Raw genomic sequence first — 23,435 nt, 5'->3', positions numbered from 1 at the left:
ATTGGCGCCATGCCTTCTGTCATAAAGCTTGCAGGCTAACCAATCACTGATACGAAAAAGCAAGCTTTACGCCAGTTCCTAACGGAACCAGGCACAAGCGCAAATCCCAGTAACGTTATGTGCAATAATAATTGAACATCAGCAAAAAAGAGAGAAGTGATAGGGTTGGTTCATCGCTAACTGATATGGATTAACTCCTGCAAATGAAGAAAATAATAATTGTTAGTTTTCAGTGGTTTTAACAATTAACTTGGATGATTATAATTCACAAAGATATTTACAAATATCAGAGAGTAAATTAGTCACTGTTCGATCTTCACGCACTTCGTGAAGATTTAATATAGTACAGAATTTATGAACTTTTTTGCTGGTTAAGAGTTAAAATCAGCATTCAGTAAGTTGAAGTAGTGAGTAACTTTTAACGCAGCAAATTATTACAGCACATAACAGAGCATTGGCGCTGACTTAGTTATAAATTTGGCAGTAAAACGGCCGTCGCCCTTCGGGACATGGCTTTTGTCACATCTCTTGCAGCTGTTTAAGCTGAAAATGATGATGAGCAAGAGATGCGCCAACCTAAAGAACAGGACAGCCACGTCGCAAATGCTCGGGACGTTAAGCGACATGCATTATTTTTCTTAGATAATGTTAGAAATTAATTATATAAGGGGGAATAACAAATGAAAGAAAATCAAATTAGATTGATTTTAGAAGATGAAAGTATTGTAGATCCTAATGTTAGTATATTAGATGAAGTAATTGGCGTTGTGATAGACGATAGAGAATTCTATTATGAAAAAGGTTGTTTAGCAATAACAGAGGATTATTTAGAAGGATTTAAAGCTATATATTTACCTGAAAATATAAAAATTACTCCATGCACGAATTTTACTTCTGTGCAAATTGACCAGGATAATTTTTGGGGAGATATCGTTCGTAGAGGTAATAAAATTATTTATGAATTTGGATTTAGCAATAATAATGATTCAGATGAAGAAATTCAAAAGATTAATCTTATTGAAGAATTTATAAATTTAAAAAATGATATGATACAAAATGTATATACTGATGAAGAACTTATAACTTTTGAATATATAATAGATAATATTGAAAAAAGAAATATAGAAGATATTATCTGTGAAATATTAAAAAAAATAATCTATCCTATTTTTCCTGAAAATCAAAATTTATTAGAGATTAATGATTTTAATTCAGAAGAAGAATTCACATTAAATTTAGTTATTCCATCTTTAAAAAAAATATTTAAAGAGGTTGAATATAATCATGGTAAAGAGGAATTTGGGAAGGATATTCTTTATAAAAAGGAAGATGAGTTTGGTAATACAATTCATGGTGGAGCTCAAGTTAAGTTAGGTAATATGTCAGGAAGCGCTACAAGTGATTTAAATGAAATTGTTAATCAAATTGAAGATGCTTTTGATGTTCCTGTGGATAAAAAATTAAATTCTTCTTATAATCGATTTCATATCAAAGAATTATTGATTATTTGTTCTGGTAAGTACACAAATCATGCTAAAAAGAAAATTATAGAAAAAATCAATAAAAGTTATCCAGTAAAATTTCTAGATGGTGAAAGTATAAAAGATATATTAAGAAATTAATATTAGAGACGCACGTCGCTTAACATGGCATTTACGACATCAGTTGCCTAGGATATGGCTGGGATATGGCAATGACTTATGAAATTTAGTATGACAATCAAGATTATATAGCAGTAGCAACTGACGTCGCAAGATGCCAGGGACGTTATACGCAATAATGATTAAACATCAGCAAATAAGAGAAAAAGATAAGAGAAGGGTTGGATCATCGCTAACTGGCATGAACTAACTCCTGCAAATGAAGAAAATAATAATTGCAGGTTTCAAGTGGCTTTAACAATGAACTTGGAGAATTATAATTTACAAAATTATTTACATATATCAGAAAGAAAATTAGTCACTGTTCAATCTTCACGCACTTCGTGAAGATGTAATATAGTACAGAATTTATGAACTTTTTTGCTGGGTAAGAGTTAATATCAAAAGTCAGTAAGTTGAAGAAGGGAATAACTTTTACGCAGCAAATCATTACAGCGTATAACATGGGATTGCCGTTAGGCTAAAGAGCAAGCCTACCCTTCGGGACATGCCTTCTGTCACAAAGCTTGCAATAAAGGTAGTAAGAAATCTGGAAGGCAATCTTTCCGCCAGGCCTAAGGGCACAGGCACGTCGGAAATCCCAGGGACGTTATATGCAATAATAACTAAACATCAGCAAATAATAGAAAAAGATAAAAGAAGGGTTGGGGCATCGCTAACTGAGATGTATTAACTCCTGCAAATGAAGGAAATAATAATTGTAAGTTTTCAGCGGCTTTACCAATTAACCTGGATTATTTTGATCTACAAAGTTATTTACATATATCAAAAGATAAATTAGTCACTGTTCGATCTTCACGCACTTCGTGAAGATATAATATAGTACAGAATTTATGAACTTATCTGCTGGTCAAGATTTAATATCAGAAGTCAGTAAGTTGAAGTAAAGAATGACTTTTAACGCGGCAAGTTATTACAGCATATAACATGGGATTGGCGTCATGACTTCTGTCATAAAGCTTGCAATAATAGCAGCAAGAAATATTGAAGCAAGCTTTACGCCAGTTCTTCCAGAACCAGGCACGAGCGCAAATCCCAGTAACGTTATGTGACATATCATAAAACCAAATAACCTCTTTTTATTTTCATAAATTAAAAATATGAAAATAATTGCAATATAAAACGAATTATATTATAATAAAATGTATAAAATGAAAATAAAAGAGAGGATGATTTAAATGAAACCTTTTAAACCCTTTGAATTACCAATAGAAGAACAAATTAATCCTATGGAATTTTATAATGAACTAATTAATGCAAGTACAAATGTAGGCAAATATCAGATTATGTTAAAAAAATCTAAAGTTAATGAATATTTTCTTATTACTCCTTTTAGTTTACAGGAAGCTGTACAGTCCAGCAAAATTGAAGGTACACAAGTAACTTTTGATGAAGTTTTAGAATTTGATATTGATAAAAATGAAAAAAACAATGATGCTCAAGAAGTTTTGAATTATTATGATGCATTAAACTATGGTGAGAGTGCTTTAGAAAAATATCCTATATCAACACGTCTATTCAAAAAATTACATGAAATTTTAATGAGTAATGGTGTTAGAGGTCAAAATAGAGCTCCTGGAGAATATCGTTCTATTCAAAATTTCATAGGCCCAGAAGGATGTACTTTAGAAACAGCTACTTTTGTGCCACCTCAGCCACAATTAGTCGATTCCTATATGTCTAACCTAGAAAATTATATTAATAATCCAAATGATAATTTACAATCTTTAGTCAGGATAGCAATAATACATGCTCAATTTGAAACCATTCATCCATTTTTAGATGGTAATGGTAGAATTGGTCGTATATTAATCCCGCTGTATTTATATGATGTAAATCTCATAAATTCTCCCAATTTATTTATCAGTGAAGTATTAGAAAAAGATAAACATAAATACTATAGATTGCTGAATGGAACAAGAAAAGAGGGTAATGGTTGGAATGAATGGATTAAATTCTTCCTGCAAAGCGTAAATAAACAAGTACTCAAAAATATTGAACTAATTGAAGAAATTGATAATTTATATGAAAGAGATTTAGAAAATGCAATGAATTTAATAAATAGTACTAATGTAGTAGACCTAATTAAAGCAATGTTTCAAAAGCCAATATTTAATGTGAAAACAATAAGTTCCTTAACAGGAATACATGATTCTACATGTAGAAGATATCTTTCCACTCTTGAAGATGAGAAAGTAATATTTTCAGATAATAAAATGAGAAATAGAAAATATTATTACTATAATTTACTCGATTTATTAAGATAAAAACCATGATACGTCACATAACATGGGATTGGCGTCATGCCTTCTGTCATAAAGCTTGCAATATTATGCAGCAAGAAATATTAAAGCAAGCTTTCCGCCAGTTCCTAACGGAATCAGGCACGAGCGCAAATCCCAGTAACGTTATATGACATACTTAATTTATAGGGAGGAAATGTATATGTCTAAAGACTTAATAACTTCAATAGGTGAATCATGGTTAATAGTTCTAATAATCTGTGTATTTATACTTATCATTATATTTAGAAAAGAACTAAAAATGATTTTAACAGGAAAAGATTTTAAAATTAAAATGAGAGATGCTGAAGTAGAAGTTAAAAAAAGCAAAAATGATTCACAAAATAATACTAGTGAAGAAGTAGATATTTCACAAGAAGATGATTCTAGTTTAATGGAAACTGAAGAAATGGATATTAATTTAGAATATGAAGAAGAAGATAAGAATTGGAAAGATAAATTACAGATAGCATTCTTGGATAAAGATAAAGAGTCATTAGATGACTTATATAAAAAAATGAGTGAAGAGAAACCAGAAAGTTTAGAAAAAACAGAAGACACTGCAATTTATCTTTATTTCAGTTACTTTTTAGGCGATTTAGAAGCTTTAGAAAAATTAAAAAAGTTGGAAAAAAATAATGAATACCCTAAGGTTGAAGAATATATATTGAGAATTATTGGTTTCTGTTATAAAAAAAATAATAGATTAAATAAAGCAAAAGATTATTTTGAAAAAGCAGCAGAAAAATCGACTGATCTATTGCAAAAAGCAAAAGATATGATTTTTAGTTCAGAGTGTGTTTTTGAATTAAATAATAAAAAAGCTTATAAAAAGATCATGTCATTAATAACTAATGAAACAGATGAAAATATTTTATTTATATATTATAAGTCACTTGCTTCGCTTTATAAAAAAGCTGATGAAAAAGAGTTAAGAGTGTTTGCTTTAGAAAAAGCATTGGAATTCAAATCAGAAAAATCAAAAATATTTAATATGGCGTATGGATATAGTAATTTAAGCGAATTTAATGATTTATCATTATTACATTATGATAATTTAGTAAGTTCTGATTTTGAGTATAATTATGCTTTAAACAATATTGGTGTAATTTATGGAAAATTAAACTTAGCTGGAATGAAAATTGATGCCTATAAAAAATCTATAAAAAAATGTAATAATACTTTATCATCAGCAAATTTAGCTCAAGATTATATAAATTCTGGATTTTATAAAGAAGCTTCTGATGTTCTTAATAAAGCGATGCTAGAAGATAATACTCATGAAAATGTAGGTTATCAGCTTAATAGATTAAGAAATTTAGAAAATAATGAAGAAAAAAGAAAAGAAAAAATTATAAAAAATGCTGGTATAAAACAAAGGTTTTTAAGAAATTATTCTAAAGCGTATTTCAATCTTATTGATAAAAATATAATCATTGACGGTTTATGGAAATTTGAAAATGAAAAAGAATTAAAGATTAAGCAATCCGGAAAAATAATACAAGGTTTTTGGTATCAGGGTAGTAAAGAATGTAAGTTTAATGGAGAAATGTTTAATAGAGCAGCATCTTTAGAAAAGTATACTAAAAAATTTGATTTTTCTAGTAGTGCAGAGAAGTTTAAAAAAGATAACCAGAAAGGATATTTATATATATCAGAAAATGAAAAAACTTTATTTATAATGATAATAAATCTAGATAATGTTGATAAATTTTTTATTAAAAAATTAACTAGACAATAATCTTTTGATTTTTATAGATAAGTACGTCATATAACATGGGATTGGCGCCATGCCTTCTGTCATAAAGCTTGCAGGCTAACCAATCACTGATACGAAAAAGCAAGCTTTACGCCAGTTCCTAACGGAACCAGGCACAAGCGCAAATCCCAGTAACGTTATGTGCAATAATAATTGAACATCAGCAAAAAAGAGAGAAGTGATAGGGTTGGTTCATCGCTAACTGATATGGATTAACTCCTGCAAATGAAGAAAATAATAATTGTTAGTTTTCAGTGGTTTTAACAATTAACTTGGATGATTATAATTCACAAAGATATTTACAAATATCAGAGAGTAAATTAGTCACTGTTCGATCTTCACGCACTTCGTGAAGATTTAATATAGTACAGAATTTATGAACTTTTTTGCTGGTTAAGAGTTAAAATCAGCATTCAGTAAGTTGAAGTAGTGAGTAACTTTTAACGCAGCAAATTATTACAGCACATAACAGAGCATTGGCGCTGACTTAGTTATAAATTTGGCAGTAAAACGGCCGTCGCCCTTCGGGACATGGCTTTTGTCACATCTCTTGCAGCTGTTTAAGCTGAAAATGATGATGAGCAAGAGATGCGCCAACCTAAAGAACAGGACAGCCACGTCGCAAATGCTCGGGACGTTATACGCAATAGCACAAAAAGATCTTTTTTACATAAACATTAACTGAATCTGGGGGATAATATGCAAAAAATAACAAAAAACTTTGTAAAAAAATCATTTAAAAAAGCTACAGAAAACTATAGTAATGCGATTGAAAATATCGGGTTATGGGAATCAGAGAAATATGTAATCAATAAGTATTTTGATAAGAATAAATCAATATTAGATGTCGGTTGTGGAGCAGGAAGAACAACATTTAACCTTTATGAAATGGGCTATAAAAATATTATAGGTTTAGATTTAACTCCGGAAATGATATCTGCAGCTAAAACAATAAATAAAGAAAAAAAGACTGAAATTGAATTTATAGTTGGAGATGCAACTGACTTAAACTTTGAAGATAATTCTTTTGATCAAGCACTGTTCTCATTTAATGGATTGATGCAGATACCAGAGAGAAAAAATAGAATTAAAGCATTTAAAGAAATAAAAAGAGTTTTGACCGAAAATGGTATTTTTATTTTTACAACTCATGATCGTGAAAATAACGAGAACTTTAAAGAGTTCTGGGAAAAAGAAGAAAAAATCTGGAAAGAAGGCAAACAGGATAAAAGAACTTATGAATATGGAGATAAGATCCTACCATCGGATAATGATGATAGAGATTTATTTATACATTTTCCAAACCGAGAAGAGATAATAAAATGTTTAGAAGAAACAGGCTGGAAGCTAATAGAAGATTTTTATAGAGAAGATCTATTTAAAGAAAATAAAGAAGTTAAAGAGTTTTCAACTGAGTGCCGATTCTGGATAGTACAAAAGTAAAGCTGTGCTACAGCGTATAACATGGGATTGGCGTCATGCCTTCTGTCATAAAGCTTGCAGATTAACCAATCACGGATATGGAAAAGCAAGCTTTACGCCAGTTCCTTTGGAACCAGGCACGAGCGCAAATCCCAGGGACGTTATACGACATTGGGCTAAGTAATTAATGCTACTGGAACATCAATACTTTTAGCTGCTCTAACTAATCTTTTATCTAGAGTTACTAAAGTAGCATTTTTACGCCTGCTTGTAACTAAATACATAGCGTCATAAGCAGGATGACTTATCTTGCATGAAAGTGGCAAAGCTTCTTCAAAAATATCTTTTGCATCAATAAATTGGTCTACCATTTTATAAAGATATTCAATTTTTTTCATAATATCTTCTTTGCTATAATCTTGGTATTCATGATATTTCCACAAAGTATTACTAGCTTCATAAATAAAAAGAGAAGGAGCAATTACCCAGTCTGCATCATTTAATATATTTACAATTTCTTCTTGACGCTTACCACCCATTACTACTTCAACAGCTGCACTTACATCAATTGTAATTCTCATCTTTCACGATCCTCTCTAACTAATTTTACAGGATCTAATATTTCTTCCTCTTTCTGTTCTTTACGGGTTTCTTCTTGTATTTTTTTTAGAAGTTGTTGACGACGTTTTTTGTTTTCTTTTTCTATATTTAAAGCTTTTTCCAATAATACTATTGTTTCTTGGGTAATACTCCTTCTATCAGCTTCAGCCAATTGGACAATTTCTTGATAAAGATGTTCTGGTAAATCTCTAACTTGTAAAGATGGCATAATCAAAAACTCCTTTCATCTAATAATTAATTTTTTATTCTATTTATATTATATCACTTAATTTTAATGCATGCAATATGCATGTATAATGTTTTTGATATTTATGCAGGTATTTTTTTCTATTAAAAGAATTATATTATTAATGCTCTTAATTAATAAAAGAAGAGCCCAACAGTCGTATAACATGGGATTGGCATCATGCCTTCTGTCATAAAGCTTGCAATAATTATAGCAAGAAATATTGAGGCAAGCTTTACGCCAGTTCCTAACGGAAACAGGCACGAGCGCAAATCCCAGTAACGTTATCGGAAATTCCACAAAATCTGCTTAAATAAAATCAAATATATTAATGTAGCATAAATTTAAATGTAATAAAGATCTATCCAATATATTATGTTGAGAATATCAAAGAAAGGAATTTTAATATGGAGGTTTACAAAGAATTACTAAAAATTGGAATAAAAGATTTAGAGGCTTCCAAATTACTTTTTGAAAACCAATGTTATCCGCAAGCTGCTTTTAATTATCATCAAAGTTTAGAGAAAACAATCAAATCTTTTAGTCTTTCTATCAAGATTATAACAGAAAAAGACCTAAAACCATAAAACCACAAACCTTTTAATATATTTAAAGATTTATTTGAAAATCAAATTCAATATTTTAGATCGGAAGTAGAAAAACCATGGTTTATTGAACAGATAGATTTAAATAGTGATCAAATTTCTCAATTTATAAAAATTTTAGATGAATTTGATAATAGCTTAGATAAAGCTCAAAAAAATCAGAGAAAATTTTTAACAATATCAGATGACAAAATGTCTAATTACATTAACTTAATTAATAAAATAAATAACAATTTAGTTGAAAAAATTAAAAATGCTAATAGTGCAATTAGTGAAGAAGCAAAAAAAGAAATAGGAGAATTTATGTTAATTTGGTTTTACCTAGGTTCACTTTCTATAGTTATATCTTCTTCTCATGCTATTTATTCTAGATATGTTTTTCCTGATGAAGGAAAGTCTCCATTGAAAATTTATAATGAAAAACATTCTATTATAAAAAATTATAATGATATTTATGATTTGTTAAAAAATTGCATTTCAATTTATGAAAACTTAATTGATAAGGGAAAGTTGCCCTATAAAGATGATTTTAATAATGCACCTTTTTTTAATAGTAAAATATATTAGTATAATAAAAGTCTCATATAATGGTTTTATAATAATAAACTTTAAAATTTAAATACAGTTAGTAATAGAATTCAACTAAGAAAAAAAACCAATAGATAATATTTAAAGTCAAGGAAGAGGTGGAACTTCCGATAACATGGGATTGGCATCATGCCTTCTGTCATAAAGCTTGCAATTTAACTAATTACGGATACGAAAAAGCAAGCTTTACGCCAGTTCCTAACGGAATCAGGCACGAGCGCAAATCCCGGTAACGTTATGTGCAATAATAATTGAACATCAGCAAAAAAGAGAGAAGTGATAGGGTTGGTTCATCGCTAACTGATATGGATTAACTCCTGCAAATGAAGAAAATAATAATTGCTAGTTTTCAGTGGTTTTAACAATTAACTTGGATGATTATAATTTACAAAGATATTTACATATATCAGAGAGTAAATTAGTCACTGTTTGATCTTCACGCACTTCGTGAAGATTTAATATAATAAAGAGTTAATGAACTTATCTGCTGGTTAAGAGTTAAAATCAGCATTCAGTAAGTTGAAGTAGTGAGTAACTTTTAACGCAGTAAATTATTACAGCACATAACAGAGCATTGGCGCTGACTTAGTTATAAATTTGGCAGTAAAACGGCCGTCGCCCTTCGGGACATGGCTTTTGTCACATCTCTTGCAGCTGCTTAAACTTAAAATGCAGATTAATAGCAAGAGATGTGCCAACCGGAGGACAGCCACGTCGCAAATGCTCGGGACGTTATATGAAACCGTAGCAAAAGCTTTAATAACTAAAAACTTGTCAAATAAAAAAACAGTGCTACAAAACTTTCAGCACTGTTAATTAAATCTGATTTCAAGTTTTTTACCAAATGCGTGAGCAACTTTATCAAGAAATTCAACACTCGGATTATAATCGTCATTTTCTAGTCTGGAAATAGCAGACTGTTTAGTTCCTATTCTATCTGCTAATTCTTTCTGAGTTAAATTATTTTCAATTCTATACCTAATTATTTGTTTTTTGATTTCATACATAACATTCAGTTTTTCATATTCTTCCTTAATTTTTTCAGATTCAAAAAGTTCATTTTTAAGTTCTTTATGATCTATAAGTTCCATTTTTTTCACCTCACTTGATAGAATTAAGTCTGTTAAGCGCAATATCTATTTCTCTCTGTGGAGTTTTATTAGATTTCTTCTTAAAGATATGCAAAAGAACGAAGATACCATCCTGATAATTTAAAAAGAAAACCCTAAATATATTAGAACTATGCTTTATTCGTAATTCCCAGAGATCATCATATCCTTTTAACTTTTTAAGATGGGGCATACCAAGGAATAGACCAAATTCTTCTAGAAGTTCTATTTCTCTTAGAATTTTAGCTTTTTCTTTAGCTGACTGTTTTTTAATAAATTCAATTACTGGAGATTTATTATTTTTTGCATAATACTTAATTTTATACATAATCTATTCACTCCAATTTCTAAATTTATTATATCACATATATGTGATAAAAGGAAGTAAAAATTTAAAATTAAGTTTATATAAAAACATTTACTGTATAAATGCAGGGATTTTTTTCTTTTGCATGAAGTAAGTTAATAATTGATAAATTAATAGATAAAGCTACGGCATCATATAACATGGGATTGGCGTCATGACTTCTGTCATAAAGCTTGCAATTTAACCAATTACGGGTATGAAAACGCAAGCTTTACGCCAGTTCCTACGGAACCAGTCACGAGCGCAAATCCCAGGGACGTTATGTGCAATACTAACTTAAATATCGGCAAATAAGGGAAAAAGATAAGAGAAAGGTTGGGGCACCGCTAACTGAGATATATTAACTCCTGCAAATGAAGTAAATAATAACTGCAGGTCTCCAGTGGCTTTAACAATGAACTTGAAGGATTATAATCCACAAAGATATCTACATATATCAGAAGGTAAATTAGTCACTGTTTGATCTTCACGCACTTCGTGAAGACTTAATATAGTACATAATTTACGAAGTACTTGCTGGTTAAGAGGTAATATCAGTGATTAGCCGGTTGAAGAAAAATTAAACTTTTTTAGCGCAGCTAAGTTAGTACAGCACATAACATGGGATTGGCGCCATGCCTTCTGTCATAAAGCTTGCAGGTTAACCAATAACGGATATGAAAACGCAAGCTTTACGCCAGTTCCTGGCGGAAACAGGCACGAGCGCAAAATCCCAGTAACGTTATGTGCAATAATAACTAAAAATCGGCTAAAAAGATAAGAGATAAGGTTTGGGCATCGCTAACTATAATTCATTAACTTTCTCCATTAAGGAAATATTAAGTAATATTTTTTAGTAGATGTTAACAATAAATTTGGGAAATTACTATTTACAAAGGTTTTTACATATAGCAAAAAGTAAATTAGTCACTGTTAGATCTTCACGAACTTCATGAAGAATTAATATCAGAATTCAGTAAGTTGAAGTTGAGTACAAATTTTAACGAGGCAAGTTATTACAGCACATAACAGAGCATTAGCGCTAACTGGGTATGATATGTGGCTGTGAAATATCCGTGCCCTTCGGGACATGGCTTTTGTCACATCTCTTGCAATTTTTTGAACTGAAAATGCTGATGATCAGCAAGAGATGCGCCAACCTAAAGACCAGGACAGCCACGTCGCAAATGCTCAGGACGTTATACGACATTAAACTAAGTAAGTATGTTTTCAGCTTGGAAAGAACGAGATGGATTTGTAAAACCCTTTCGAATAATTCAAGATCATTAATAATAATTAATCCATTAATTTTAAATTTTTTGGTTAAGATCAAAATAATTCAATGTTAAATCGCATTAGAAAAATTTCAAGTGTAAAGTCTTAATGAGCGAAAAGTGTAAAAAATTATTTAGCATTTTAAAATTTTCTGCTGTAAATATTAATGAAATAAGTTTCATGAATATAGCAAATTCAAAGTATCAATGATAAGTAGCAGCAACTAATAATAAATGAATTAAAAACAGAAAAGAGATAATAAAAGATTTATCCGCCTAACAGTCACATTCCTGACATTAGGCTGCCTCAGTATCTTTAGTCGTAGAAGTATCGAGATGGATTGACGAGATATGCTTTAGAAAATCAAAAAAGAGAAATAATAATTAAACCTGTTACTATGCAGGAATTTTTTTCTTTTACATGAAGTATATTAATAATAAATCGATTTCTGCAAGTAAAACTAAATTAATAGATTTTTATTATGCAATAATAGGGAATTTTAATTTGCAACTTTCGGGAATATTAATTGCAATTCTTAAAGAAAATAAAAATATTATGAACTTAACTTCGTGAAGATCTAATAATTTGTAGTAAAATAATAATTAATTCAATTAAACATACTCATTTAAATCACTAATGAGTATGTTTAAGAGTTATTGAATATATTTATTAAGAGAACCAAATAATAAAAGAGAAAAAATTAAAATAGCTGTCGTTTAACAGTCGTATAACATGGAATTGGCGTCATGCCTTCTGACATAAAGCTTGCAATATTAAATAGCAAGAAATATTACGGCAAGCTTTACGCCAGTTCCTGGCGGAACCAGGCACGAGCGCAAATCCCAGTAACGTTATACGAAAGAGCTGGTTTAAAAATCCTTATTCAATAAACAATAATTTTAATCAAAATACCTTTATAAATTAAAACTAAAAATATTACAATTGATTTTACATAAAATTTAATGTATAATTTAATTAAGATAATCATTTATGAAATATTTTAATTTATGGAGGTGCAGATAATGGTTACTTTAAGAATTGATAGAGATCATATGGTCTCATCTTCTGAAATTGTTCGTAATTTTAGTAAAATGTTAGATAAAACAAAAGAGTCCCCGCTATTTATTACCAGAAATAATGATATTGAAGGTATTATGATGGATATTGAGGAATATGAAATGTTACTAGAAAAAATAGAATTTCTGGAAGATCAATTAGAAGATGCCCACATTGAAGAGATTATAGCCAAAAGAAAAGAAAACTTTGATCTTAAAGATACAGTAAGCGAAAAAGAAATAATGGATTTATTAGATAAAGAATAGATTTTAGGGGGCTTAGGTTGATGAAGCTTAAATTTCATCCTGAAGTTAAAAATGATATTGAAAATTTAGATGGAAGTGTTAAACCAAGACTTAAAAGCACACTTAATAAAATTAAAAGATCACCTGAATTAGGAAAACCACTTGGAAATAAAAGTGGAATCGATCTATCAGGTTGTTTAAAAATCTACTTTTATCGGAAAAAATATAGAGTTGTTTATCAAATATTGAACGAGGATGAAGTCATGGTTTGGTCTGTTGGTAAAAGAGAAGATCAAGTTGTTTATATAAGTGCATATAAAAGAATACTTGAAAAGGGGAGATAAACCCCTTTTTTTATTTATAAAAATTTCTAAATTTTATCAAAAGAGCAAACCAGCTCCATCGTATAACATGGGATTAGCGTCATGCCCTCTGTCATAAAGCTTGCAGGCTAACCAATTACGGATACGAAAAAGCAAGCTTTACGCCAGTTCCTGCGGAACCAGGCACGAGCGCAAATCCCAGGAACGTTATGTGCCATAATAACTGAATATCGGCAAAAAAGATAAAAGAAGGGTTGGTGAATCGCTAACTAGAAGGAATTAACTTTCTCCATTAAGGAAATAATAATCAATATTTTTTATAAAGTTTTAACAATAAACTTGGGGGATTTTAATTTACAAAATTTTTTGCATATATCAAAAAATAAATTAGTCACTGTTAGATCTTCACGCACTTCGTGAAGATGTAATATAGTAAAGAGTTAACGAACTTTTTTAGCTGGTTAAGAATTAATATCAGAAGTAAATAAGTTGAAGTTAAGTATAAATTTTTACTTAGCAAGTTATTACAGCACATAACAGAGCATTGGCGCTGACTGAGCTTGTAGCTTAACTGTAAAAAAACCGTCGCCCTTCAGGACATGGCTTTTGTCATATCTCTTGCAGCTGTTTAAGCTGAAAATGTTGAGGGAAGGCAAGAGATGCGCCAACCTAAAGAACAGGACAGCCACGTCGCAAATGCTCGATACGTTATATGAAATCAGTCTAAAGGAGGAAAAACATGTTTAAATATAATAAGATCATGAAAGAAATAGATGATATTTTAGGGAAAGTGTGTGATAATACTGTTGAAAAAATAATTAATCTCAATAAAGATATTAACGGGAATATTAAAGGTAAAGAGGAAGAATTTAATCATCAATTATCTTCAGAAATTACACTTCATTTAATTGATGAAATAGAAAAATCTTTAAATGGAAAAAAGATAAATGGAGTTAAATTTAGAGTTAAATCATATAAAAAGAGAGAAGAAAACTTAACTGGAGCAGATTTAATTGGAATATTAGAGATAAATTATAATGGTCAAAAAATATCTAAAGCTTATTTAGCTCAGGGAAAAATTGCTGATATTAAAAAAAGAAAATCTAATAAAAGTCAGTATATTTATTGTTATAATCAAGATATTTTAAGGCAAACAAATAATATGTTAAATATTACTTCAGATTCTTTTTTCTTTTTATATACAAAAAAAGGAATTATTGTTGTTCCTTCTTTAGGAGTTAAATTGTCAAATAAAAATTCAATAAAATCTTCTGATCATTATTACTTCAATTTTGGAGATTTTTATAAAAATTTTTTCAAATGTTTTATAGGTGATCATAAAATAGCTCCTTTTTTTAACAAGCCTAGTGAATTAATTGAATATATAGAAGAGGTTGGATATAACAAAGCTATATATATACAAGCAAATGTTTCTCAAAAAGACTGACTTCATATAACATGGGATTGGCGCCATGCCTTCTGTCATAAAGCTTGCAGGCTAATAACCAATCACGGATATGAAAAAGCAAGCTTTATGCCAGTTCCTGACGGAATCAGGCACAAGCGCAAATCCCAGTAACGTTATACGCAATTTCATTTTATTTTTTATTGGAGGGTTAATATTGAGTTTTGATGATTTAATTTCATATGAAAATATATATATTGCTTTTAAAAGACTACAAACGACATCTAGAGATTATTATAAAAATCTTTATTGGAATGATTTATATAATTTTGGACTTGATCTTGAAAAAAATATTAATACTTTGATTCATTTATTAAAAGAAGACTTATATAAGCCTAATAAATCTTATAAAATATACTTTCCTAAATCAACTGGACTTGTTAGACCAATTTCAGTATTGAATTTTATTGATTTATTAGTTTATCAAGCTATAGTTAATTTACTAGCGGAAAAATTTTATAAAAGTTTTCATAGTTATTATAATCATTTTGTTTTTGGTAATATTTATAACAAGACTAATAATGAAAATAAAATTTTTTTCTATAAACATTGGAAACAACAATGGAAAAAGTATGAGAATTTAACCAAACAACATTATAATGATGGTTATGAATATATTACTGAGTTTGATCTAGCCTCTTTTTACGATACAGTTGATCATTATTTGGTTAAAAATCTTTTAAAAGAAAAGAATATTGATAAGAAAATTATTGATATATTATCTTCTCAATTATTATCATGGAATAAAAATCAAACTCAAAATCAAGGATTTAAACATGGAATTCCCCAAGGTCCATTAGGTTCTGGTTTTATTGCAGAAATTTGTTTACATAATATAGATAAAAAAATGAGAAAATTAGTTTTAGAAAATAGAAATATTAGATATATGCGATATGTTGATGATATAAGGATTTTTACTAAAGACAAATATCTTGCTCAAAAAAATATTGTCTATTTGGATTTGTTAGCTAGAGAATTAGGATTTATTCCTCAAGCTAACAAAACTAAAGTAAAAAAAGTAGATAATATACATCTTTACATAAAAACCAATAAAGATTTTTCAAGAGTAGCATCTGAGTATAAAGAAAAAGGAGAATTAAGTCCAAGTAATAATCGAAAGTATACAAAACGATTAATAAAAAATTTAAAATCAGGAAATTATGATAAAACTCTTATCAAGTTTGGACTGTTTAAAGTAAAGGGGAATGAGGAATTAAAAAATTTATTAATAGACAAATATAAAGACTTATACCCTTATATTGAAGCTGTATGTTTTTATTTATCTAAATATTTTATTAATGATAAAAAAGTAATTGAATGGGTTAATAATTTAATATATAAGAAAAAAATAATCTATAAATATATCATTGCTGTATTTTTTGAGTTTTTCTATGAAATAATTAAATTTGATTATAAAATAATTGATAAGTATTATTATAATAGTGAAGATTGGTACATAAGTTATTTCTTATTAGATTGGATATATCATAATGAACCTGATTGGTTAAATAATTTAAATCAAAATAAAAACTTAATTGTAGAAAGAAAACGAATTTCATTACAATATAATAATATTAATCAAACTAGTATTAAGAATTCAAAATTAACTAAAATGATTAAATCAGAAAATAATCTTATTGCATTAAACGGTTTGAGATTATATTATGATGAATGTATTAATAGTTGTTTTAATAGTGAAGTATCAATAGATATTAAAGTTTCAAATAATACATTTATAAAAAATATAGCAGAAGACAAAACTGGTTTTCCAGTTAGTTATATACTTGATTTTTTAAAGAAATATGATATCAAGAATGGAGAAGAATATTTTAGATTGTCTTATTTTTCAGAAGATGAATTAAATCGTCTAAAGTATGATTTAAAAGAATCAGAAAAATATAAGGAAGTAGAACCGATTATTTGGTTAATTAAAATTGATCTTTTTAATCATTTAATTGTTAAAAAAACTTTAGAAATATGTGGAGAAGAAGTAAAGCAACCAAAAAAGTATGGTAATATTTTAAATATGAATTTTTTTGTGAATAAATTTCCTATTAGTTATAAAAACTTTTCTGAAATTCATGAATTAAGAAATAAAGTAGCGCATCCTTTTAAAGATGATGGCTCTATTAATAATGAATCTTTAAAAATTAATTATAGAACTTTAAAAAGATTAGAACGGTTAGAAATAAAATCTCTAAAAGAAATAATAAATAGCTTTAAGTATGTTTCAGACTTGAGTAATGAATTAGTTTTTTCAAAAGAATAATTTTTTTTAACTAATAAAATGAAACTGCGCATAACATGGGATTGAAGATTCCGCTATCGCTCCATCCAAATTCATTCGGCAAGGGCAGTCGCCCTAAGCCTCATGAACTTCTTAAATCCCAGGAACGTTAGCCGAAATTAAAAATTTGGAGGTATAAAATGTCAAAATACAAATTAGAAGATATAACTATAGGATATAATGATGGAAAAAAAGAAGCTGAATATATTTCTAATTTCCATAAATATTATTATAATTATAATAATATTTATGAATCAATACTTAAAAAAGAAAAATTCCTTTTATTAGGAAGAAAAGGGACGGGAAAGTCGTTTTTAGCTGAGTATATACAAAAAAAAGCTGAATTCAAAGAAAATAATTATGTAAAAATTAGCGATTTCAAAGAACTTAAGTTAAAAGAATTTATATATTTTAAATCTGAAGAAACTAGTCCCAATGAATTTATTGCAATTTGGGAGTGGTTAATTTTAATTGAAATTGCTCTTATGATAATTGAAAAAGAACCAATAAGATTTGATTTTAAATTTCAAATTAAATTATCAAAATTGAAGAGATTTATTAAAAGTAATTTTAAAAATTTAAAATTAAACACAAATGATATAGTAAAAACCACTAAAAAAGCTAGTTTTAAAGGAGGAATTTTTAATAGCTTAACTGGTTCAGCATCAATTTCAGATGAGTCCAATAAAGGTTCATATTTAAATTATATAAATGATTTAAAAGAAGTGATATTTTACTTATTAAAAAAAAGTAATATGGAATATACATTAATTTTAGATGAACTAGATGACAAATTTAAAAATGATAAGAATTATAAAAATATTATAATTAGTGCTATAAAAATAGTAGATAAGTTAAATATGAACTTTAGTAAAAATAAGCTTAAAATAAAAGTTATAATTCTTTTGCGTAGTGACATATTTTCTATATTAAATGATTCAAATTTAAATAAAATAAAACAAGATAATTCTATTGAAATAGAATGGGGAACAAGTTCTAGAATAAGAAAGTATGAACCACTTATGAAAATGATTACAAATAGAATAAAAAATTCTATCCCTGAATTAGCAAAAGTTGCGCATAATGATATATATGATATGTTTTTTAAAGAAAAAATTCAAGTGGGATATAATAATGGATTATCTCCTGAAATATTTTTATTACAAAGAAGCTTTTTTAGACCACGAGATATAATTACTTATTTAAAATTTATAAAAGAGAAGTATCCAAATGGTCATCATTTTAGAAATGACTATATAATTGATTTAGAAATTAAATACTCAGAATACTTTCTAGATGAGTTAAGAAATGAGTTAAAAGGACACTTAAAAGATAGGGAAATTGAAGAAGGGTTTTCATTGTTAAGACAATTCCATAAAAAACATTTTAGTTATGAAGAAATTAAGCAATATTATCAAAAAAACAAAGAAAGATACGCTTCTTTAAATTTGGATTTAATATTAAAAACATTTTTTAAATTCGGAGCAATTGGAAATAGTTGGTATGTAAAAGGAAAAGATAAATATAAATATTGCTATTCTTATATTGATAAAAGGGCAGAAATTGATTTCTCTAAAGATTTCACATTACATATGGGGTTAAATAAAGTTTTAAAGTTAGATTAATATTATTTTATTTTTAACTTCGGCTAACATGGGATTGTCGTCATGCCTTCTGTCATAAAGCTTGCAAGTTAACCAATTACGGATATGAAAAAGCAAGCTTTACGCCAGTTCCTGCGGAACCAGTCACGAACGCAAATCCCAGTAACGTTATACGCAATAATGATTAAACATCAGCAAAAAAGGGAAAAGATAAAAGAAGGGTTGGGGCACCGCTAACTGAGATATATTAACTTCTGCAAATGAAGTAAATAATAATTGCAGGCTCCAGTGGCTTTAACAATGAATTTGAAGGATTATAATTTACAAAATTATTTACATATAGCCAAAAGTAAATTAGTCACTGTTTGAGGTTCCCCCATTAAATTAGACACATAGTTTAGATAGTTTTCTCTCGTTTTCGTAGTCTTCTGGACTTTTATAATTTAAAGTTGAATGCATTCTGATTCTGTTGTAATAAACAGCTATATATTCGAAAATATCCTGTCTTGCTTGTTGTCTAGTTTTGTAATCTTTTTGATAAATTAATTCTGTTTTTATTGTGGAGAAGAAACTTTCTGCTACTGCATTATCCCAGCAGTCTCCTTTGCGGCTCATTGAAGATCTTATTCCATTTTTCCATAGCTCTTTCTGAAAATCATGACTTGCATACTGGCTGCCTCTATCAGAATGAAAGATCAAACCTTTTTTATGATTTCTATTTTTAATTCCCATTTCCAAAGCATTTATTACAAGCTGCCTGGTCATTCTTTTATTAATTGACCAGCCAACCACTTTTCGTGAATAAAGATCTATTACTACAGCCAGGTAGAGCCAGCCTTCAGCTGTCGGTATATATGTAATATCTGAAGCCCAAACTTTGTTTGGCTTAGATACATCAAAATTTCTATTAAGCAAATTTTCTTTTAGCGGTAAATTGTGATTTGAATCTGTTGTCTTTTTAAATTTCTTTTTCTGAATTGCCTTAAGACCCATTACTTGCATAAGTCTCACAACTCTTTTTATATTACAGTTATGGCCTTCTTTTACCAGCTGACGATGTATTCTTGGACTTCCATAGCGGCCGCTATGCTGCCAGTATATTTTAGCTATTTCTAGTTTCAGTTTCTTATTTTCAATTTCTCTTTGACTGGGTTCTCTATCTAGCCAATCATAGAAACCTGACCGGGAAACTGCTAATACCTGGCACATTTTCGTCACAGGAAATTGATCTCTGTGGTCCCGGATAAAACCGTATATTACTTCGGTTTTTTCGAAAAGATGCCCACTGCTTTTTTTAATATATCACGCTCTAATTTAGTTTCTCTAAGTTCATCTTCAAGCTCTTTTATTTTTTGTTGTTCAGGTGTTAGTTTTTGCTTTCCATTACCAGGAAAAGCATGTTCACCACTATCTCTATATTCTTTACGCCAGCGGGTTAAATTACCGTAATTTATTCCTAGATCATCAGCTATTTCTTGTACTGTCTTATTTGAATTTATGCTAAGTTCAACAGCATCTCTTTTGAATTCTTCAGTGTAACTTCTTCTTTTTCCCATTTTGGGCACCTCCTGAGTTTATTATATATCTTAACTCAGTGTCCTACAAATTGGGGGAGGGTCAATGATAGATTAAAAAAGTTAAATATACCAATGAATATTGTTAAATTAATTGGTAAAATAAACGAATATAAGGGAAAACAGGATTTATATATAGAACAGTCACCACAAATATTAGAAAAGCTTCAAGAAGTCGCTGTTATAAAGAGTACAAAAGCTTCAAACAGTATTGAAGGAATTGTAATTACTGATAAAAGACTAAAAGAAATAATGAAAGATGATACCAATCTTAGAGAAAGATCAGAAGGAGAAATAGCAGGTTATAGAGATGTTTTAAATACTATTCATACTTCTTATGATGCAATACCTGTAACTTCAAATATAATTTTACAGTTACATCGTGATATGTATAAATATATATCTGAAAAAGGTGGAAGTTGGAAAAGTCAGAATAATATTATTGGTGAGATCCTACCTAATGGTGAAAAATTTGTTAGATTTAAACCGGTTGCTGCATCAAATACTGCCACTGCCATGGATTCTCTCTGTAATTTTTTAAACAATGAAATACAGGAACAAAATATAGAACCATTAATTTTAATTGGAAGCTTTATCTTAGATTTTCTTTGTATCCACCCTTTTAATGATGGAAATGGAAGAATATCAAGATTATTAACATTACTATTATTATATAAATATGATCATAAAGTAGGAAGATATATAAGTTTAGAAAAGATCATAGAAGACAGTAAATCAAGTTATTATGAAACATTAAATAAATCTTCCATGGGCTGGCATGAGGGAAAACATAATTTGTTTTTCTGGTTAGAATACTTTTTGGGAACACTTTTAGCAGCCTATAAAGAATTTGAAGATCGTGTAGGTATGGTGAAGTCAAAGAAAGGTAATAAAAGCTATAGGGTTGAACAGGCAGTAAAGAATATTATAGGAACTTTTTCTAAAGATGATATTAGAAATGCCTGTCCTGATGTATCTGATTCAACTATTGATAGAGTTTTGAGACAATTAAAAAAAGATAATATAATAGAAGTTCTAGGAAAAGGAAGAAATGCTAAATGGAAACGCTTAAAATAAAAAGTAAGTCACATAACATGGGATTGGCACCATATCTTTTGTCATAAAGCTTGCAGTTAAAACAATCACGGATATGGAAAAGCAAGCTTTACGCCAGTTCCTAACGGAATCAGGCACGAGCACAAAATCTCAGAATCGTTATGTGACATGTGTCTGAAATTAAAGTAATCTTTTAAGGAAAACGAAAGGAGAAAATAATGAAATATCCTGAACCAACTGTTGGGTCTATTATTTTTAATCCAGATAATAAAATACTTCTCTGTAAATCTCACAAATGGAATAATCAATATATAATTCCTGGTGGACATATTGAATTAGGTGAAGGAATGGAAGAAGCTTTAAAAAGAGAAATATTAGAAGAAACTGGACTACAAATATATGATATTCAGTTAATAAGCATAAAAGAAAGTGTAAATAATAAATCTTTTCATGAAAAAAAGCACTTTATATTTATTGATTACATATGTAAAACTGATTCATATAATGTAATATTAAATGAAGAAGCTCAGGAATATAAATGGGTAGATTTAAAAGATATAGATAATTATGACTTAGGCGGATTTGTTAAATCATTATTAATAGAATTGAAAAATAAAGAAGAATCAGAATATAAAACAGAAATTTTCTATAGTTATTAGAAATTAATAGTTTTCATAAAAAAGGAAGATCAAATTGAAAATAAGAAAAAACAATAAAGATGATATTTATAAATTAGTCAATTTATGGTATGAAGTGTCATTAGAAGCACATAATTTTATTGATAAAGAATATTGGAAAACAGCAAAAGTAGATATGAAAGAAAAATATATCCCAAATTCGGAAACATATATTTTAGAGGGTAATAACGAAATATATGGATTTATTTCAATGATTGAGAACTATTTAGCTGCAATTTTTATTGCTGACAAATTTCAAAGCCAAGGTTTTGGAAAAAAGTTATTAGATTATGTAAAAAAAGATAGAAATTATATAAAATTAAAAGTGTTCAAAAAAAATAACAGGGCTTATAATTTTTATTCAAAAAACGGATTTAAAATTAAAGAAAAATTAATAGATAAAAATTTAAAAGAAGAAGAATATCTAATGATTTGGAATAAAGAATAATAGTTCATTGACACACATCACATACTAAAAATAAAATAATAAATCGGAGGCAAATCATGAAACGATATAATATATTAACATTAGAATTTAAAATTAAAAATGATATAATTAAAGTACATCCAGTATTAATTAAAGAGGGAAAAGAATTAATTTTATTTGACGCTGGATATCCTAATCAATTAAATCAAATTGAATCAGAATTAAATAGATTAGAATTTAGTATAAATGATCTGACAAAAGTATTCATTTCACATCATGACCATGATCATATAGGATCTTTGAAATCATTAAAAATGAAAAATCCTTTTATAGAAGTTATATCATCCAAAATTGAAAAATCATTTATTGATGGTAGTGAAAAATCCTTAAGATTAGTGCAAGCAGAAAAATATAATCAAACATTAGCTGAAGAAGAACGCGAGGTGGGAGAGTCCTTTGTTAAGTATCTAGAAACTATTAATACAGTCAATGTAGATATAACTGTCAAAGAAAATGATTATATAGCAAGCGGAATAAGAGTTATTTCTACTCCAGGACATACTCCAGGTCATTTGTCACTATTTCTAGAAGAAGAATCAGTTTTATTAGTTGGAGATGCCTTAGCTTATGAAAATAATCAACTCAGTATAGCTAATCCAGAATTCACATTAGATATTGATGAGTGCATTAATAGTATAAGAAAAATAAAAAAAATGGAAATTAAAAAGCTGATTTGCTATCATGGAGGTTTAGTAGAATCAAATATTTCAGATTCATTAAAAAAATTGTTAAATAAAGATATGAATGATATAAAAAGGAGGCATTAG

At 28.4% G+C, this 23,435-nt stretch carries 20 protein-coding genes; 15 read left to right on the top strand and 5 right to left on the bottom strand.

Features of this window, described 5'->3' with window-relative positions; translation table 11 throughout:
* Window positions 1-680 precede the first annotated feature (680 nt).
* The 4 genes from HPRAE_RS05535 (at window position 681) to HPRAE_RS05520 (ending at window position 7,145) form a co-directional block, all read left to right on the top strand.
* Window positions 681-1,622, top strand: coding sequence for a hypothetical protein (locus tag HPRAE_RS05535; RefSeq protein ID WP_014553253.1), 942 nt, complete (start codon window positions 681-683; stop codon window positions 1,620-1,622).
* A gap of 1,217 nt (window positions 1,623-2,839) precedes the next feature.
* Window positions 2,840-3,928 (top strand): Fic family protein, encoded by a 1,089-nt coding sequence (locus tag HPRAE_RS05530; RefSeq protein WP_014553252.1) that lies wholly within the window; start codon window positions 2,840-2,842, stop codon window positions 3,926-3,928.
* Between the two features lie 178 nt (window positions 3,929-4,106).
* Complete coding sequence (locus HPRAE_RS05525; protein ID WP_014553251.1) at window positions 4,107-5,684, top strand: tetratricopeptide repeat protein; 1,578 nt, start codon at window positions 4,107-4,109, stop codon at window positions 5,682-5,684.
* Between the two features lie 717 nt (window positions 5,685-6,401).
* A complete protein-coding gene (locus HPRAE_RS05520; protein ID WP_014553250.1) occupies window positions 6,402-7,145 on the top strand; it encodes a class I SAM-dependent methyltransferase in 744 nt (247 codons plus the stop codon).
* Window positions 7,146-7,300: 155 nt separating this feature from the next.
* On the opposite strand, the gene HPRAE_RS05515 is transcribed toward HPRAE_RS05520, so the two are convergent.
* On the bottom strand, window positions 7,301-7,705 hold the full coding sequence (locus HPRAE_RS05515) for a type II toxin-antitoxin system VapC family toxin (RefSeq protein WP_014553249.1): 405 nt from the start codon (window positions 7,703-7,705) through the stop codon (window positions 7,301-7,303).
* Window positions 7,702-7,953 (bottom strand): hypothetical protein, encoded by a 252-nt coding sequence (locus tag HPRAE_RS05510; protein WP_014553248.1) that lies wholly within the window; start codon window positions 7,951-7,953, stop codon window positions 7,702-7,704. Before HPRAE_RS05510 ends, HPRAE_RS05515 begins: the two co-directional genes overlap by 4 nt.
* A gap of 425 nt (window positions 7,954-8,378) precedes the next feature.
* Between HPRAE_RS05510 and HPRAE_RS05505 the strand changes: the two genes are divergently transcribed.
* Both HPRAE_RS05505 and HPRAE_RS05500 read left to right on the top strand, forming a co-directional pair.
* On the top strand, window positions 8,379-8,558 hold the full coding sequence (locus HPRAE_RS05505; RefSeq protein ID WP_014553247.1) for a HEPN domain-containing protein: 180 nt from the start codon (window positions 8,379-8,381) through the stop codon (window positions 8,556-8,558).
* Window positions 8,559-8,768: 210 nt separating this feature from the next.
* Window positions 8,769-9,143, top strand: coding sequence for a hypothetical protein (locus HPRAE_RS05500; RefSeq protein WP_014553246.1), 375 nt, complete (start codon window positions 8,769-8,771; stop codon window positions 9,141-9,143).
* A gap of 833 nt (window positions 9,144-9,976) precedes the next feature.
* On the opposite strand, the gene HPRAE_RS05495 is transcribed toward HPRAE_RS05500, so the two are convergent.
* Together HPRAE_RS05495 and HPRAE_RS05490 are read right to left on the bottom strand one after the other, a co-directional pair.
* Complete coding sequence (locus HPRAE_RS05495) at window positions 9,977-10,255, bottom strand: helix-turn-helix transcriptional regulator (protein WP_014553245.1); 279 nt, start codon at window positions 10,253-10,255, stop codon at window positions 9,977-9,979.
* Window positions 10,256-10,265: 10 nt separating this feature from the next.
* Window positions 10,266-10,601: a type II toxin-antitoxin system RelE/ParE family toxin gene (locus HPRAE_RS05490; protein WP_014553244.1), complete on the bottom strand. Its 336-nt coding sequence runs from the start codon at window positions 10,599-10,601 to the stop codon at window positions 10,266-10,268.
* 2,315 nt (window positions 10,602-12,916) lie between these two features.
* Here HPRAE_RS05490 and HPRAE_RS05485 point away from each other — a divergent pair.
* The 5 genes from HPRAE_RS05485 (at window position 12,917) to HPRAE_RS05465 (ending at window position 18,895) form a co-directional block, all read left to right on the top strand.
* Entirely contained in the window at window positions 12,917-13,216 is a 300-nt protein-coding gene (locus HPRAE_RS05485; RefSeq protein WP_014553243.1) for a type II toxin-antitoxin system Phd/YefM family antitoxin, read from the top strand.
* 20 nt (window positions 13,217-13,236) lie between these two features.
* Window positions 13,237-13,539, top strand: a complete 303-nt coding sequence (locus HPRAE_RS05480) for a type II toxin-antitoxin system RelE family toxin (protein WP_014553242.1) — start codon at window positions 13,237-13,239, stop codon at window positions 13,537-13,539.
* Between the two features lie 718 nt (window positions 13,540-14,257).
* Window positions 14,258-14,965, top strand: a complete 708-nt coding sequence (locus HPRAE_RS05475) for a hypothetical protein (RefSeq protein ID WP_014553241.1) — start codon at window positions 14,258-14,260, stop codon at window positions 14,963-14,965.
* Window positions 14,966-15,140: 175 nt separating this feature from the next.
* Window positions 15,141-17,252, top strand: a complete 2,112-nt coding sequence (locus HPRAE_RS05470; protein ID WP_014553240.1) for an RNA-directed DNA polymerase — start codon at window positions 15,141-15,143, stop codon at window positions 17,250-17,252.
* 158 nt (window positions 17,253-17,410) lie between these two features.
* Window positions 17,411-18,895: a P-loop ATPase, Sll1717 family gene (locus HPRAE_RS05465; RefSeq protein ID WP_014553239.1), complete on the top strand. Its 1,485-nt coding sequence runs from the start codon at window positions 17,411-17,413 to the stop codon at window positions 18,893-18,895.
* A 363-nt stretch (window positions 18,896-19,258) separates the two neighbouring features.
* Here the strand turns inward: HPRAE_RS05465 and HPRAE_RS05460 are convergent.
* Window positions 19,259-20,430, bottom strand: a protein-coding gene (locus HPRAE_RS05460; RefSeq protein ID WP_148220544.1) for an IS3 family transposase whose coding sequence is annotated in 2 segments (ribosomal slippage) — window positions 19,259-20,172 and window positions 20,172-20,430 — 1,173 coding nt in all. Because the reading frame shifts where the segments join, the coding sequence is not laid out codon by codon here.
* A gap of 93 nt (window positions 20,431-20,523) precedes the next feature.
* Here HPRAE_RS05460 and HPRAE_RS05450 point away from each other — a divergent pair.
* From HPRAE_RS05450 to HPRAE_RS05435, 4 genes are all read left to right on the top strand, one after another.
* Window positions 20,524-21,525, top strand: coding sequence for a Fic family protein (locus tag HPRAE_RS05450; protein ID WP_014553236.1), 1,002 nt, complete (start codon window positions 20,524-20,526; stop codon window positions 21,523-21,525).
* Between the two features lie 197 nt (window positions 21,526-21,722).
* Window positions 21,723-22,163: an NUDIX domain-containing protein gene (locus HPRAE_RS05445; RefSeq protein WP_014553235.1), complete on the top strand. Its 441-nt coding sequence runs from the start codon at window positions 21,723-21,725 to the stop codon at window positions 22,161-22,163.
* A gap of 34 nt (window positions 22,164-22,197) precedes the next feature.
* Complete coding sequence (locus HPRAE_RS05440; protein WP_014553234.1) at window positions 22,198-22,629, top strand: N-acetyltransferase; 432 nt, start codon at window positions 22,198-22,200, stop codon at window positions 22,627-22,629.
* 56 nt (window positions 22,630-22,685) lie between these two features.
* Window positions 22,686-23,435, top strand: a complete 750-nt coding sequence (locus HPRAE_RS05435) for an MBL fold metallo-hydrolase (protein WP_014553233.1) — start codon at window positions 22,686-22,688, stop codon at window positions 23,433-23,435.

Origin of the sequence: Halanaerobium praevalens DSM 2228 (assembly GCF_000165465.1) — a bacterium.
In the GTDB taxonomy this organism is placed as follows: Bacteria; Bacillota; Halanaerobiia; order Halanaerobiales; family Halanaerobiaceae; genus Halanaerobium; species Halanaerobium praevalens.
The sequence above is the reverse complement of the archived record's forward strand: the minus strand, read 5'-3'. Positions and strand labels throughout refer to the sequence as shown.